The organism is Pelotomaculum sp. FP, from assembly GCF_004369245.1.
GTDB lineage: Bacteria > Bacillota > Desulfotomaculia > Desulfotomaculales > Pelotomaculaceae > Pelotomaculum_C > Pelotomaculum_C schinkii.
Genome location: NZ_QFGB01000029.1, coordinates 37,077 through 51,602 on the forward strand (window position 1 = coordinate 37,077; position 14,526 = coordinate 51,602).

General features: G+C 46.1%; 17 protein-coding genes, 1 tRNA gene and 1 pseudogene. 11 read left to right on the top strand and 8 right to left on the bottom strand.

Going from position 1 to position 14,526, the window contains the following annotated elements:
* The first annotated feature begins 13 nt into the window (after positions 1-13).
* From Psfp_RS12410 to Psfp_RS12425, 4 genes are all read left to right on the top strand, one after another.
* Entirely contained in the window at positions 14-1,444 is a 1,431-nt protein-coding gene (locus Psfp_RS12410; protein ID WP_134218856.1) for a hypothetical protein, read from the top strand.
* Between the two features lie 30 nt (positions 1,445-1,474).
* Positions 1,475-3,175, top strand: a complete 1,701-nt coding sequence (locus Psfp_RS12415; protein WP_134218857.1) for an aldehyde ferredoxin oxidoreductase C-terminal domain-containing protein — start codon at positions 1,475-1,477, stop codon at positions 3,173-3,175.
* A 314-nt stretch (positions 3,176-3,489) separates the two neighbouring features.
* Entirely contained in the window at positions 3,490-5,238 is a 1,749-nt protein-coding gene (locus Psfp_RS12420) for a sigma 54-interacting transcriptional regulator (RefSeq protein ID WP_134218858.1), read from the top strand.
* A 12-nt stretch (positions 5,239-5,250) separates the two neighbouring features.
* The gene (locus tag Psfp_RS12425; protein WP_134218859.1) at positions 5,251-5,487 is read left to right on the top strand and encodes a MoaD/ThiS family protein; all 237 of its coding nucleotides are present in this window, start codon (positions 5,251-5,253) and stop codon (positions 5,485-5,487) included.
* A gap of 337 nt (positions 5,488-5,824) precedes the next feature.
* On the opposite strand, the gene Psfp_RS12430 is transcribed toward Psfp_RS12425, so the two are convergent.
* A complete protein-coding gene (locus tag Psfp_RS12430; protein ID WP_134218860.1) occupies positions 5,825-6,085 on the bottom strand; it encodes a hypothetical protein in 261 nt (86 codons plus the stop codon).
* Between the two features lie 165 nt (positions 6,086-6,250).
* Here Psfp_RS12430 and Psfp_RS12435 point away from each other — a divergent pair, with 165 nt between their 5' ends.
* Positions 6,251-7,195 (top strand): L-lactate dehydrogenase, encoded by a 945-nt coding sequence (locus Psfp_RS12435; protein WP_134218861.1) that lies wholly within the window; start codon positions 6,251-6,253, stop codon positions 7,193-7,195.
* A 131-nt stretch (positions 7,196-7,326) separates the two neighbouring features.
* Positions 7,327-7,401, top strand: a tRNA-Arg gene (locus Psfp_RS12440).
* A 205-nt stretch (positions 7,402-7,606) separates the two neighbouring features.
* Here the strand turns inward: Psfp_RS12440 and Psfp_RS22525 are convergent.
* The gene (locus Psfp_RS22525) at positions 7,607-7,738 is read right to left on the bottom strand and encodes a hypothetical protein (protein WP_282434342.1); all 132 of its coding nucleotides are present in this window, start codon (positions 7,736-7,738) and stop codon (positions 7,607-7,609) included.
* 505 nt (positions 7,739-8,243) lie between these two features.
* Here Psfp_RS22525 and Psfp_RS12445 point away from each other — a divergent pair.
* Positions 8,244-8,930, top strand: a complete 687-nt coding sequence (locus Psfp_RS12445) for a TetR/AcrR family transcriptional regulator (RefSeq protein WP_243120618.1) — start codon at positions 8,244-8,246, stop codon at positions 8,928-8,930.
* The gene (locus Psfp_RS12450; RefSeq protein WP_134218863.1) at positions 8,927-10,126 is read left to right on the top strand and encodes a hypothetical protein; all 1,200 of its coding nucleotides are present in this window, start codon (positions 8,927-8,929) and stop codon (positions 10,124-10,126) included. Before Psfp_RS12445 ends, Psfp_RS12450 begins: the two co-directional genes overlap by 4 nt.
* A 432-nt stretch (positions 10,127-10,558) precedes the next feature.
* On the opposite strand, the gene Psfp_RS12455 is transcribed toward Psfp_RS12450, so the two are convergent.
* From Psfp_RS12455 to Psfp_RS12475, 6 genes are all read right to left on the bottom strand, one after another.
* The gene (locus tag Psfp_RS12455) at positions 10,559-10,762 is read right to left on the bottom strand and encodes a helix-turn-helix transcriptional regulator (RefSeq protein ID WP_134218864.1); all 204 of its coding nucleotides are present in this window, start codon (positions 10,760-10,762) and stop codon (positions 10,559-10,561) included.
* A gap of 12 nt (positions 10,763-10,774) precedes the next feature.
* Positions 10,775-11,149 carry a DUF3796 domain-containing protein gene (locus Psfp_RS12460; RefSeq protein ID WP_134218865.1) on the bottom strand — a complete coding sequence of 125 codons (375 nt, stop codon included), beginning with the start codon at positions 11,147-11,149 and terminating at the stop codon, positions 10,775-10,777.
* A gap of 12 nt (positions 11,150-11,161) precedes the next feature.
* The gene (locus tag Psfp_RS12465; RefSeq protein ID WP_134218866.1) at positions 11,162-12,151 is read right to left on the bottom strand and encodes a hypothetical protein; all 990 of its coding nucleotides are present in this window, start codon (positions 12,149-12,151) and stop codon (positions 11,162-11,164) included.
* On the bottom strand, positions 12,135-12,497 hold the full coding sequence (locus tag Psfp_RS22655; RefSeq protein WP_348981142.1) for an AAA family ATPase: 363 nt from the start codon (positions 12,495-12,497) through the stop codon (positions 12,135-12,137). Before Psfp_RS22655 ends, Psfp_RS12465 begins: the two co-directional genes overlap by 17 nt.
* A 66-nt stretch (positions 12,498-12,563) precedes the next feature.
* Entirely contained in the window at positions 12,564-12,809 is a 246-nt protein-coding gene (locus tag Psfp_RS22660; RefSeq protein ID WP_348981143.1) for an ATP-binding cassette domain-containing protein, read from the bottom strand.
* On the bottom strand, positions 12,799-12,978 hold the full coding sequence (locus Psfp_RS12475) for a hypothetical protein (protein ID WP_134218867.1): 180 nt from the start codon (positions 12,976-12,978) through the stop codon (positions 12,799-12,801). Before Psfp_RS12475 ends, Psfp_RS22660 begins: the two co-directional genes overlap by 11 nt.
* 222 nt (positions 12,979-13,200) lie before the next feature.
* Between Psfp_RS12475 and Psfp_RS12480 the strand changes: the two are divergent.
* The 3 genes and pseudogenes from Psfp_RS12480 to Psfp_RS12490 form a co-directional block, all read left to right on the top strand.
* Positions 13,201-13,464: pseudogene (locus tag Psfp_RS12480) on the top strand (pyridoxamine 5'-phosphate oxidase family protein); the annotation flags it as partial.
* Positions 13,465-13,712: 248 nt separating this feature from the next.
* Positions 13,713-14,303, top strand: coding sequence for a TetR/AcrR family transcriptional regulator (locus tag Psfp_RS12485; protein WP_134218869.1), 591 nt, complete (start codon positions 13,713-13,715; stop codon positions 14,301-14,303).
* A partial coding sequence (locus Psfp_RS12490) for an FAD-dependent oxidoreductase (protein ID WP_134218870.1) occupies positions 14,300-14,526 on the top strand: 227 nt, incomplete at its 3' end. The genes Psfp_RS12485 and Psfp_RS12490, both read left to right, overlap by 4 nt.

Here is a 14,526-nt window from a genome sequence, read left to right on the forward strand (position 1 = left end):
GAGGTTTTTGTTTATGGCGCTTATGCTGCCGACCGCCAGAAGAAAAGATGGCGACGAGGTACCATATATTCCGCTTAAGATTTTCAATTTCAAACTGAGGTTACCGTTTGTTCACTGGGGGATTGAAGGCTCTGAGATCCTTCAGGCGATGGTTATGTTTGTCACCGCCATGGGGATCATCCAGGTGATGAAGGACGTCTTTGACATGCCCTTCGAACTGGCCATGACCATTGTTGTCTTCCACGAGTTGATGTACTGTTTGCACCAGTTGCTGGGCGATCCCATTGTTCCCGGCTGGATCACGCCGGCGCTGCCGCTGGTTATCGCCTATTTGAACAAGATTACCGTTGGTACCGACCGTATTGAAGGATTGATTGCACTGCAGGTAATGCTGGGCCTTATCTATTTCGTCCTAGGTGTCACCGGACTGGCCAAGAAACTGATCGAATACACGCCCAAGGCGATTCAATCAGGTATTTTGCTGGGAGCGGGTGTCTCGGGGCTTATTGGAACATATGTATTCGCCCCGACCGGAACCGGTCTCATGAAATATCCATTAAGCATCACTGTCGGCGGGATATTCGCGCTCTACCTGATATATTCCAAAGGCTTTACTGAAAAAGTTCGCAGCGGTCAAATGGACGGCAAAAAATTCCTGATGACAGTTGCCAATCTAGGTATTGCGCCTGGTATTGCTGCCGGGATTATCGTCGGTTGGATTTCAGGCGAGCTTCCCTTGCCGGTTATGCAACCGGGGCTGTTCTTTATCCCTCAATTTAGCGAAGTATTAAATAATTATTCAGTTGTCGGATTAGGCATGCCGCCAGCCCAGGTTTGGCTCGCTGCCATACCGATGGCCCTGGTTGCCTATATCATCGCTTTCGGCAACATGATCCTTGGTGAAACGGTCATGAGAACTGCCAACGAACAATACAGGCCCGACGAAAAGGTCGATTCGGACCCCAACCGTATGAACGTAGTTTGCGCGATCAGAAACTTCGCTGAAGGTTTCTTCTTCCCGCATGCCGGTCTGGGCGGCCCGACATGGACGGCGATGCAGGTTACTATCTGCGAGCGTTACAAGGGCGGCCGCAAGGCTATGGACTCCATCTTCTCTGGTATGGGCACCTTCAACTATATGAAATTTGCCAGTTGCTTGATCCTGCCGCTGGTGTTGATCTTCCAGCCGGCGCTCCCCATCGCGCTCTCGTTGACCATGATGATCCAGGGTTTTGCCTGTGTCTACATTGCCATGAACATGGTTTCAAATAACACCGAGCGTGGTATTGCCGGTATCTGCGGCGCTGCTCTGGCGGTTCAGGGCGCAGCCTGGGGACTGGGAGTCGGCATCTTGCTTTGCGCATTATTACTCGGCAAAGAGGCCTTTATTCAAAAAACTGAGGAGAAAAAGCCTGCAGAGCCAGCAACTGCTCCAGTATCATAAAAAACTTGATAGGAGTGGTGGGTGTAAAAAATGGCAAAATTATTACAGGTTAATCTTGCAAAGGGTCAAGTCCATTACGAGGATGTGCCCGAAAAGTATCGGTTGCTGGCTGGTCGCAGTTTAACATCTCAAATCGTTTTGGACGAGGTGGAACCTATCTGCGAGCCCTTGGGGGAACTCAATAAACTGGTTATCGCTCCCGGTCTTTTCGCAGGTACACGCTGCCCTAACAGCAACAGGATCTTTATAGGGGCGAAAAGTCCGCTTACCGGAACGATCAAGGAGAGTAACGCCGGCGGCACTGTTGCTCGTAAACTGGCCAAACTGGGTATAAAGGGTATCATTATTGAAGGTAAGCCTGCTTCAGATGCCTGGAATGTCCTGGTGATCAAGAAGGATGAAGCCATACTGGTACCGTCACAGGAACTGGTGGGCTTAGGCAACTACAAGACCATGGAGAGCCTGCATGAATCCTATGGCGCTAAAGTCGGGATCATGTCTATTGGTCAAGCGGGTGAAATGATGCTTTCTGCTGCTTCAGTAGCGGTCAGCGACCCGGACGGGCTTCCTAACAGGCACTGCGGACGGGGTGGAATGGGCGCCGTGTTGGGTTCCAAGAGGATTAAGGCGATTGTGGTGGATGACACCGGCGCCGACGATGCCATAGCCGAGATCGCCGATCCGGAAGGTTTCAATGAAGTCTGCAAGGAATGGACCAAGACACTGGCCGCAAACACCGTTGGTCTGAAGAATTTCGGAACCACCAACCTGGTCAACCCGATTAATGCGGTGGGCGGACTACCTGTCAAAAACTTTAGCCAGGGCTCCTATGACAGGTTTGAAAAAATCAATGGACAGGCTCTAGCTGCGGCATGTATAGCAAACGGCGGTAGAGTGGGACATGCCTGCTCCCCTGGTTGTGTCGTCAGGTGTTCCAATGTTTACCATGATAAAGACGGCAAGTACGTTGTTTCGGCGATTGAGTTCGAGACCGTTGCACTATTTGGATCCAATCTTGATATCGATAACCTGGAAACTATTGCCAGGTTGAATAGGCTTTGCAACGACTACGGTGTCGACACGATGGACGTCGGCGGGGCTGTGGGCGTTGCTATGGAAGCAGGAATTGCCAGTTTTGGCGATGAAGAAGCAGCCTTGGATATGGTGGAACAGATTGGTAAAGGCACTATTCTCGGCAGGCTTCTCGGTAATGGTTCTACCATTACCGGCAAGGTCCTGGGCGTAACCCGTGTACCGGCCTCCAAGGGACAGAATATGTCGGCATATGACCCGAGAGCCTTGAAAGGGACCGGCGTTACCTACGCTACCGGGACGCAGGGTGCCGACCACACTCTAGGCAACGGCTTGCCGGGACGCTTCGGTGTTGATACCAACAGTAAGGATCAACAGGTGGAAATCTCCCGCAAACTGCAGATCATGACCGCCGTTGTGGACGGACTTGGGTTGTGCCTCTTTATAGGACCGATGCCGCCGACCATGGATACACTGGTCAAGGTGTTTTCAAAGTATGTGGGTAAGGATATCACTCTAGATGAGCTTCTGGAAAGGGGCAAAGATCTCCTCAGGGTAGAAATGTCCTTTAATAAGCTAGCAGGCTTCACCAATGCTGATAACAGGCTGCCTGAATTTTTCAGCAATGAACCGCTTGAACCAAAGGGAGTCGTTTTCGATATAACACCTGAAGAGCTTGATGCTGTTCTCAATTTCTAATTCGTTAGTAGAAACACTATTCAAAGGAGGCGTTAGTCATGGCGCTTCCTTTGAATTTTTTTTTTAGTAGAAGGGAGTATGAAATATTAGTCGAATAATTATATAAACTCACTTTATGTCGTTTGATGTCATAATTTCTTTAACCATAAACAGAATTTGTAAATAAAATACAAAACACTTACTAACAATATAATTAATTTTCCATTAGCGCGTAATTATCACTTAATTATCATATTGCTGTCCTATGTTGGCACAATTCTCCGGTCACAGGCCCATTTTTAGTTGCATCAGTGGTCATTATAGGGGGTGTAAAATTGAGCAAAATCAATTACAGCCGGGACAAGATGCTCAAGCTGATGTTATCCAGGATGCTAAAGGCCAGTAATGACATGGTACTTATCATCGACAGCAGAGGAATAGTTACCCTGGTCAATCAGAAAGCTGCCAAATGGCTGGGGCGCAAAAAGAATGAGCTTGCTGGTTCCAGGATAGAAGAATTGATCAACGATATTGATGAAATTGTGGATGCTTTGGCCGGTAAACGAAGCCTGGAAAAAGAGATAATAGTAGATAAAACCCACTATCTGGTTAAGTTCGAACCCATCATACTGGGGAGAAAAAGAAACCTCGGTGGAATATTGGTTTGCCGGGATATCTCTGTCCGGAAAAAGATGGAAGAAGCTTACAAGGAACTTGATGCAGTTCTTGACACCTCTTCTGACAGTATGTATATCACAGACGGCGAAGGTAAAACCTTGCGGATCAATGCTGCTTGCAACAGGACCACCGGCCTTGAGAAAGATGTAGTGGTCGGATTGAATGTTAAGGATATTGTTGCCAAGGGGTTATTTAATAAATCGAGCACCCTGGAGGTATTGAAAACGAAATCAAAGGTTACGATCCTGCAGAATGTTACAGATCGAGTCGTGATCGTAACCGGGACGCCACTTTTCGACGAGCAAGGCAATATCTGGCGGGTGGTGAGTAGCGCCAGGGATATCACTGAACTGAACCGGTGGAAAAATCAGACCGAAGAGGAGCGTCGCTTAAAGGACCAGTACTATTCGGAACTGGTAGAGATGCGGGTTAGACAGATGACCCGTGGAGAGGGTGATTTCATAGCCAGCTCGGCGGCGATGCAGCAGGTAGTAGAACTGGCCATGAGAGTGGCCCGTACCGATTCCACCGTACTTGTGAGGGGCGAATCGGGGGTCGGCAAGGAAGTGGTAACCAAGTTCATCCACCGGAACAGCACCAGAAAAAAGAGTGCTTTCATGAAGATCAACTGTGCCGCCATCCCTGAAAATCTGCTGGAATCCGAACTTTTCGGCTACGAGCCGGGGGCCTTTACCGGGGCCATGAAAAAGGGCAAGGTCGGCTTGATCGAACTGGCCAACCACGGGACACTTTTCCTGGATGAGATTGGAGAGATGCCGCTAGCATTACAGGCCAAGCTGCTTCAGGTGATCCAGGAGAGGACCTTCTACCGGGTGGGCGGCACCAAAGCCATTGAGGTCGATATCAGGATCATCGCCGCCACCAATAGAGATCTGGAGAAGCTGGTGGAGGAGAAGAAGTTCCGGGAGGACCTTTTCTACCGGCTCAATGTTATTCCGATTACGATACCGCCGCTGCGGGAACGTAAAGACGATATCGTGCCCTTGTTGGGATGTTTCCTTGACAAGTTCAACAAGAAACACCAGATGGATAAGAAGATCAGCAACGACGCTTTTAGTTATCTGCTCAGGTATCGTTGGCCGGGGAACATCAGGGAATTGGAAAACATGGTTGAGCAGCTGGTAGTGATTACTCCGGCCGATCTGATTGAGCCACAACATCTCCCGGGTTATATTCATAATCTGCCTAACCCGCTGAACAAGCAGGATAAAGTTACCGTGCCAGGCGTGGTCTCATTGCCGGAGGCGATAGAGGAGGTCGAGAAACAGCTCTTCCTCTCGGCTTACGAGAACTGCAAGAACACCTACCAGACCGCCAAAATGCTCGGTGTAAGCCAGCCTACGGTGGTCAGGAAATTGAAAAAATATAAGCAGAACATCGGTTAGAGGTGAGGTTCGATGAGAGTAAGGATCCAGGTTTTCGGAGAACTGGTTGAATACCTTAAGAGCCCTGCCGGCGGCAAGATGGTTTTGGATGTTCCCGAAGGAACTGATATCGAAAAAATGCTGGCAAAGCTGGGTCTCTCTTCCGGGTATGTGGGCGTGGTGCTGGTGAACGGAAAGTTCAGCAGTAGGAATGCTATGCTGAACCACGATGATCAGGTCCAGATCATACCGCAGCTGGAGGGGGGCTAAGAAAAGGGAGTGCAATTTAACAATCATGCCGCTATGGGCGCCGGCAGAAGTTGGAAACTTGACAATGCGGGTGCGATTTCAACCGCATACGGCGCGCCGGCGCCGGACTTGTAGGCGGTAACGCTTTTATTAGAACGAGAAGCAGTATAAGGAAGTCTACAGACACTGTTGCTGCATTTCTATGGGGCCATGTGCAAATGAGAAGTGCTCTTAAGGATTAGAAATACTCTCATAAGCGATCAAAAAAACCTGCCGCTTTCGTCCTGTTACGGAAGCGGCAGGTTTTTTTAGATTTTTTTGATACTTTCATTAATATCCGTAAGAAATATCGGGACGACTATTTATTTTTCAAACGTTCCGCCTGCCGTCTGGCAGCTCTGTTTTCATTTTCCTGGATCGCCTTTTGGCGGTCTTTATTTCTTAAATGGATTATCTTATAGTTTGCATAGGTAAAAACAGCATAATCCAGAATAGCCAGCCAGAGTCTATATTTGTCCGGTACCAATTGTGATGTAAGAATAAATGCGCCTAAGGCGATGGTGGCTATTATCAGCAACAACCACTTGATAATCTCAGGATTCTTATACCATTTAGTCAATATTTTATCACCTGCCGTCTATTTGTGTCCACGAGGACTGATAACCGTGCACAATAATACATATAAGACTATAGATCCAGATAGTTTTTGTCAAGGTATTTTGCCGGTCTGGAATAATCAATCTGTTATCGGGATAATATAGCTGATATTATACGGACGGGGCTGATGGCATTGAGTATCAAAAACCGTAAAATAGCCGTGGTGGGGGTGGGGGCAGTGGGGGCTTCGACTGCTTTTGCCCTGGCCGTGAGCGGGTTGGCCACAGAACTGGCGCTGGTGGACGTTCACAAGGCCAAGGCTGAGGGAGAGGCCATGGACCTTGCCCATGCCGCGGCTTTTATCAAACCAATTCAGATTTATGCCGGGAACTTTGAGGACTGCCGCGACGCGGGCATTATTATCTTTACCGCCGGGGCGGGCCAAAAACCCGGCGAAACCAGAATGGACCTTTTAAAAACAAATTATCGCATTTTAAAGGATTGTCTAACCCAAATGGCCCTGACAGATGAAAATATTCTTATCATCGCCAGCAACCCGTTGGATGTACTGACTTACGCCGCCCTGAAAGCAACAGGCCTGTCCCCCGAGAGAGTCTTCGGGTCGGGGACGGTGCTGGACAGTTCACGCTTCAGGCATATCTTAAGCGAACATTGCGGTGTCGCGCCCAGGAACGTCCACGCCACTGTGGTCGGGGAGCACGGCGACAGTGAGGTAATGCTCTGGAGCCTGGCTGACATTGCCGGGACCCGCATAGACCATTTCTGTGAGCTGGTGGGTGTTCCACCCATCAAACGTGAGGAAGTGGACAAACAGGTGAGGAACGCAGGCTACGAGATTATATCCAGAAAGGGCGCCACTTACTATGCCGTCAGCCTGGCCATAAAGCGAATTTGTGAAAGCGTCATCCGTGATGAAAACACCATCCTTTCTGTTTCCGGCCTGGCCGACGGCCATTATGGTATTGATGGCTGCTGTCTCAGCCTCCCCTCAATAGTCAACTCCAGGGGGCGGGGTTACCCTCTGGAGCTGCCGTTAGCAGCAGAAGAAGAGGCCGCTCTGCGTCGCTCGGCGGAAGTATTAAGGAAAGCAATTGCCAGTCTGAATCTATAATAAGAGCTTGATAGCAGCAACTGTTTGCTTTCCACGACGGAACGGTGATTTATTGCCATTTAGCAGACACTTGCAATTAAACTGAAATAAGATATAATATATAGGTGACCTTGAATAAGGTTTAAGCATATGCGCCTGTAGCTCAGGGGATAGAGCGCCGGCCTCCGGAGCCGGGTGCGCAGGTTCGATTCCTGCCAGGCGCACCAGTATTAACAACAAAACCCTTGATATCAAGGGTTTTTTCTTTTTGAAATCAAGAAAGCCAGGCAGATAGTTCCGAAGGAACCCTTCATTTTTATTTAGCCATCTTTTCTAGTCTAGCAACCCTGGAAACGAGATAGCCTGTGTCTATCTCAATACTATCAAGCCGTTGAGCAAGGTGTTTTTGTAGATTTTCAATCTGGTCACCCTTTAAGCTGTACCGTCAAACAGGGCGCCGATCTTGTTAAAGGCTTCGTTTTCCAGGCGGGTTTCAAGCCGGCGTTGGCCTTTTTCAAGTGAATCCATACGAAACCATAGGTGCTGCGCCAGCGAAATATACATGGGATAATTTGGACGGTGGGTTCAATCCCCCCCCGCCTCCACCATCAATTTAGGTGAAAATAGATGCCATGCGGTCAAAGCCGCATGGCATCAGCCTTTTCGGGGGTTTTTACCCTCGTTTTTTTACTCCTCAATTTTATAGATGACATCGGGCTTTTTCGGCAAACTGGAGGGAATCGAACCAACGTTTAATCCTACGGCAATATAATTGATATGTTTCTATGCATACCCCACGTTGAGACAGTCACGGTGATAGAGCGAAAATAGCCTGAAATCAAGCGGTTTCGGCGATTTTAATTAAATATTTGAGTGTGTTGTATGTTCCCGTGGATGAGAGTTTCATGGGAATTTTTACTTAGGGGGGCCTAACTTTTACGCGAATCCAAACAAAAGCGCGAATTGGAGAGGGATTTTGCGATTTGTATAAGGAAAATGTATTGACAGAGAATATAAGATATTTTAGAATTAAGTAAACAGATAGTTTACTTGATAACACGCAAGTGAAATGAAAGCGGTGGATCTTTTGGGAATCAATGAGCGCAAGGAAAAAGAAAAGGAAATCCGCAGAAATGATATTATTGATGCTGCGGAAAGAATCTTTTTTACAAAAGGATATGATAATGCCACGATGGATGATGTGGCGAAAGAGGCGGAGTTCAGCAAAAGAACGGTATATGTCTATTTCAATAGCAAGGAGCAGATCTATTTTGAAATTATGATCAGGGGATACAAGCTGTTAATCGGTATACTGAAGGATGATTTACAAAAGGAAAAAGCCTGTAATGCGATAGAGGAAATAAGACAGATTGCTTTGACACTCTACCGGTTCAGCAAGGATTATCCGGAATATTTTAAAGCAATTATGGAGTATGAAAATGGTGAACTTGATTTTCAAAAAGGGGTTCCGGATCAAGCAAGAGAGGAGTGCTATGCCCTTGGAGAGGAAATACTGGGGCATCTGATCGGTGTGTTGGAAAAGGGCATGAAAGAAGATTCCATCCGCAGTGATTTGGATGTTGTAAAAACAGCTCTTGTTTTATGGGCCTGTATGATAGGTGTGTTTAATATCGCCAAGAGAAAAGCAAATTATCTTAAAAACTATCACATGACGACACCGGAGGAATTGATATCAGCAGCTTTTCAACTTATCTTCAGATCAATGCAAACTGAAAATAGAGGAAATGAAAGATGAGCAAGAGGACGGTGAAAAAAACTATGACCATTATTCTTTCAAGCATTGGCGCAGTATTCATCATAGCTTTGGCATCCCTATTGGTCATAAGCGGGATTTTTGAGTCGGCAAAGTATTTGGAACCTTGGCAAAAAACGTATTCGCAAAAATTTGATGATCCAAGAATCCAACTCGCGGCTCACGGACTGTTGGCTGCAAACGGCCATAACATGCAGCCTTGGAAAATCCGGCTCGACAAAGATGATCCCATGGTATTTTACTTATACGCCGATAATGACCGACTGCCCAATGAGGTAGACCCATTCGCTCGGCAAATGATAATTACGCAAGGTACATTTTTGGAGTATGTCAAAATTGCCGGAGATGAACTAGGGTATAAAGCTGCAGTGGAGTTATTTCCAAATGGCGGCTATGATGAACAAATACTGCAGGCGAGCATGAAAATCAAACCGGTGGCCAAAATCAGGCTTACAAAAGACCAACCTCAAAACAACCCTCTCTATGATTCCCTGTTTTTGCCTGATACTAACAGGGCGGCATATCAGTCAGACAAGTTAACCTCTGAACAGATAGATCAGTTGGAAGCCACCAATACTGATGTCAATATGTCGATAAAGATTTTTCAGGACAAAGAAAACATAGAAAAACAGGGAAGTTATGCAATGAAGAGCGCAACCATCGAAGCAGGCGTGAGCCGAGTGATGCAGGAAACGGATACTATTTTTCGTGCCAACGAGTACCAAAAAAACAAATATCGTTACGGTTTTTCTGTTGAAGGACAGGGTACTTCAGGCATCATGCAGCATATCTTGCAGGGCTTGGTCACGGTCTTTCCTTCGCTGAACAGCGGGAAAGCAGCATCGGAGATGTTTATTCAGTCTACCCGGACATCGGTGGACAATACACCGGCCTATGCCATGATTATAACGAATGATAATAGTCGTTCAAGCCAGGTTAAAAGCGGTATGCTTTACAGCAGATTGGTACTGACAGCGCATCGTTTGGGTTTAGTTATGCAGCCCCTTAGCCAGGTTTTGGAAGAATACCCCGAAATGAAAGAGCCATACAGCGGCATTCACCGCGACTACGCTTCAGACGGAGGTACCATTCAAATGCTCGTTCGTTTGGGGAAGCCCACAAAAGAAGTCCCACAGAGCATGCGAGGCGATGTGATGGATTTGATAATCAGAGAATAAAAATCAAGAAATAAGTCTTGCTTGTAATCTCAGCACTATCCGATTAGCGACCTAAGCTTATCTACTTTCCTATAATCCATTATGATACTACATATATTATACAGATCGGAATGTAACATTCATATCCATGAAAGCCAATAATCGCAATGCAAGGCTATAAGCTGCTTAAAATGTTGACAGATCTTTAAAGTATTAAATGCTATTATAGACTGTTGTTAAAATAGTGATAAAACAATAGGGGAATTTAGGATTAAGAATTATCCGAATCATCGCAACAACGCACGTTGAGACGGTGGTGCGGCTGGAGAAAGTGACCAGAAAAGAACGTCAATATTGATATAATGTTGACTCACGAAAGAGCCCAGTATTGCTGGGCTCTTTCGCATCTTATATGAAAAAACTGGCCGCAGGGGTGTAAAACATAACGCGACTCTATTCTGGGAACACGAAAATATCCTCAATCGGTGCTTTTACAGCTCGTGAGATGTCTACCGCCAATTTCAAAGATGGGTTGTACTTTGCGGACTCAAGCCTGATAATTGTTTCACGCCTGACCCCGACCCTATTTGCCAATTCTTCTTGAGTTAGTTCGGCAAGCTGACGGTACTTTTTCAAATGGCTGATGTATTGTTCCATATTCGACCTCCGTCAGTGCTTCTCGTAATACCAGAATGCAACGGCGTAGGTGATGAACGTCGCCGCCCACCCGATCGCCGCTATTAAAACTGCGCCCGTGAGTCCGATAATTCCGGTCGTCAAACCGATACCGACCGCAAAGAGCACGGTGGCGGGTACAAACATCGTCGCGGCTTTCGCCTTAAGCCGATTTTCCTCATAACGTTCGTCAGGCATTTCGGCGGCGAGCTTTGACGTGAAAAAATAGCTGAAAAACGCGAAAAAACTGAACATAAAAAGGCTAGCGGGGTCGTGGTCTACAAAATACCTGAAACCAAGAAAGCCCAAAAACCCCAGTAACCACGTAAAGCGATGATATTTTCTCGGCGGTTTTCTGCTTTTGACCATTATTGAATCCTCCTAACCAGTAATAGCAACAAACGGAAGGGCAAGAATCACAAGAATTCCCGCAACGATGTACTTGCGCGGGTGATGCCACAGGTCGCTCTCCACCTTCCAATTCAGCAACGGAAAGCGTAACTCTAACAGGACGGTCAGAAACGCACCTATTGCCGAAAAACAACCCGCCACAATAATCATATGGATGGGAACTATGCCGACCGTCAAACGCCATGAAGCTAGATAAAAACCACAAGCAATAAGGTTGGCGGTCATCATAAATGCCGCATAAGGGAATAATACTGTGCGAAACTGACCGGGGAGCGTCTGAACCTTCTGATACAGTGTCTTGTCGCTTGAAAGTAATATCCCGAGCGGAGTATTAAGGCACGACACCGCGAAACCGAGCGGCATAGCGGCGACAAAGCCTGATTTGCCTATTACGGGAGCGAGAACACAGGCAAACGCCCAAAGCACCGCTGTGTTGGTCAGGTAGATCTTTTTGCTCCATAAATATCTGAATAAGTACAGCAAGATGTTATGACTGTTATGGTTAATTCGGCTGTATACCGCGTCTTTTCTTTCCGTGCGGAAAGCAAGCGCATATGCGACAACGCTACTCACGACAAAGCAAGTTGCGAATATGGCTACGCCGATGCCTGACCATTCGCTTACGGTCAAATAAACGAGCAGTAACAAGCCCGTCTTCGTAAGAAACGTATGCGCCGCAATCGTGGCGAAAAAAGCGATATGGAAATCCAACGGTTGCTCCGGCAGCATAAGCTGTCCTCTGATACTGCTGATTGTATCGTCCGACCGCAAAACCACGACAAACGACATCATTGTAACAAACAAGGTGGTTAATGCTAAAACGGACGAGGCAATGTTAATGTGGATTTCTGCGAAACGCAAAGCAAAAAAGACAATGCCCCATATGAGAACGCTTCTCGGTATACGCTCGTATTTCGCACCGAAGAACTTTTTCATATTGACGTTAAGTATCCTGCTCATTCAGTACCTCCCGAATTACTGCGGTGTCTATTTGCCCCGCAGAGAATTCGCGGCTAATACAGCCGTTTTCGAGGACAAGCACGCGGTCGGAAGTCAGACATATGCTGTCCAAAACGTGCGAGGAAAACAATACGGTTCCATATTTGCGGTATCCATTTATCTGCTCATATAGGTATTCCGTGCTTTTGAAGTCAAGCCCGTTCACTGGCTCGTCAAGCAGGAGGAGGGGCAGACCGAGCGCTAGCCCCGTGATTAGGTAGACTTTTCTCCGATTGCCTGTAGATAAATCCCTTATCAGGACGCTTCTGTAGTCCTCAAACCGGAAACCGCTGACCAGTTCTACCACCCGCTTCGCATCGGGGGTTCGGTTGTACGCGGAAAAAACGTGCGAGAGGTATTCATTGAAAGTGTATTATTGGAAGGAAGTATCCTCGGCAAAGACAGTATATCGGCGTTTGAATGAGCGGTCTTTGAAGTCGATGCAACTGTTGAAGTTCTTATGCACACCCGAAATAGTGTTAATGAGCGTAGTTTTTCCCGCGCCATTCAGCCCGATAAGCCCAACGATTTCATTCTCGGCGAGAGCAAGGGAAAGGTCCCGTATGACAGGGGCGTCTCTACGATACCATACACTTAAGCTGGATAATTCAAGCAACATGAACCTCCTCCTTTTTGCCGTCCTTGCCGATTTTTAAACCCGAATAAAAGAAAGCTGTTCCGACAAGTAGGAAAAACCCTCCCTGCCATAAGTTGCCCTTTGCAAACGAGACGATGCTAACAACAACCCAAACAACCCCGAGTATAAGGCGGATAACCTTGTGCCTCACTAATAACACCCCTCGACTAGTGATGTATTTATCTCTTAATGTTACAATTATATCACGTTTATTCTTTCTGTCAAAAGTAAAAAACGGCCTGCCCGAATGCGAGCCATGTGGTTTAAGTCTATGCCTTTATCTCAACGTCTTTCTTGAATGTGACCGCACGTCGTTTACCAAGGTTGAGGAGAAGACGCAGCCGTTAAATGCACCCAAACATATGGAAAATATACTGCTGCAATGCGTGTGGCTCAATATCGTAAAAACCCTAAAGCATGTATTTATTTTTGCGACAAACGGTTTTTTCGAGGGGTTATGCTGAAAGGCCTTATGGAATTAATGGAGAACGCCGGAAGTAAGGAAATGATTTGGCAGGATCGCGATATAATGTATTACCTCAAAGGAGTTACCGATCCCAATTATTGTGTTTTGAAATTTACCGCTCAATCAGGCCGATATTATTCGAACTTTCATTCCGAGGACTTTATTGAATAGTCTGTAAATTAAGCATGAAAGACGATGGCATCTTTTATTACCTAACTTCTCAAAGACAAATTTGATGAACAATATAGATGCAGGACCTTTAAGTCCAGTATACATGCGCGTTTACGAGCCTTCCAGGGTAGTTTTGGGAGGCTCGTAGATATTTAAATAAAAAATACAATTGCGATTGACGGAAAATATGGTTATGTTATAATTTGAATGAATAAAAAAATATTCATTCAAATTGGAGGTTAGCTAAATTGGGAGATAAGAAAGAGGATATCTTTAATGCCGGTAAGGAATTATTTTCTGCAAGAGGATTTAAAGACACGAATGTTTCCGACATAACAAAAATGGCTGGGGTAGGGGTAGGCACTTTTTATAACTATTACTCCTCGAAAGAGAAGCTTTTTTTAGAGATTTATTTAGAAGAAAACGTGAAACTTAAAAAGAGCATGATGGAATCGATTGACCTGGATGCTGATCCATTAAAGGTGGTTAAGGAATTAATGGCATTCAACATCCGTGGTATGAAGTCAAATCCGATACTGCGGGAATGGTATAACAGGGATGTTTTTAGCAAATTGGAACAACATTACCGTGAAGAAAACGGAATTAAATATGTTGATTTCTTATATCACAATTTTGCGGAGGTAATAAAAAAATGGCAGGTTGAAGGAAAAATAAGGGACAATATCGATGTTAAGCTTATTATGGCCTTTTTTACCGCGCTAATCAATATTGATACGCATAAGGAGGAAATTGGGATTGAATATTTTCCACAGATTTTAGATTACTTAGCTGAATTTGTAATGAAAGGCCTGACTGAGTGCAGGAGGGTTCAAAAATGAAAAATGTAATCATAATCGGTTCTGGAATCGGCGGCCTGATTGCCGGCAACCTTCTTGCAAAGAAGGGACATAAAGTAACCATATTTGAAGCCCACGGCATGCCTGGCGGCTATACCGCCGGATTTTACAGGAAGGGTTATTATTTTGAGAGCGGCACTCTTGCCTTTGAAGCCTCGGCATCGGTATTCAAGGCAATGAAGGACATCGGAGTGTTTGATAAGAT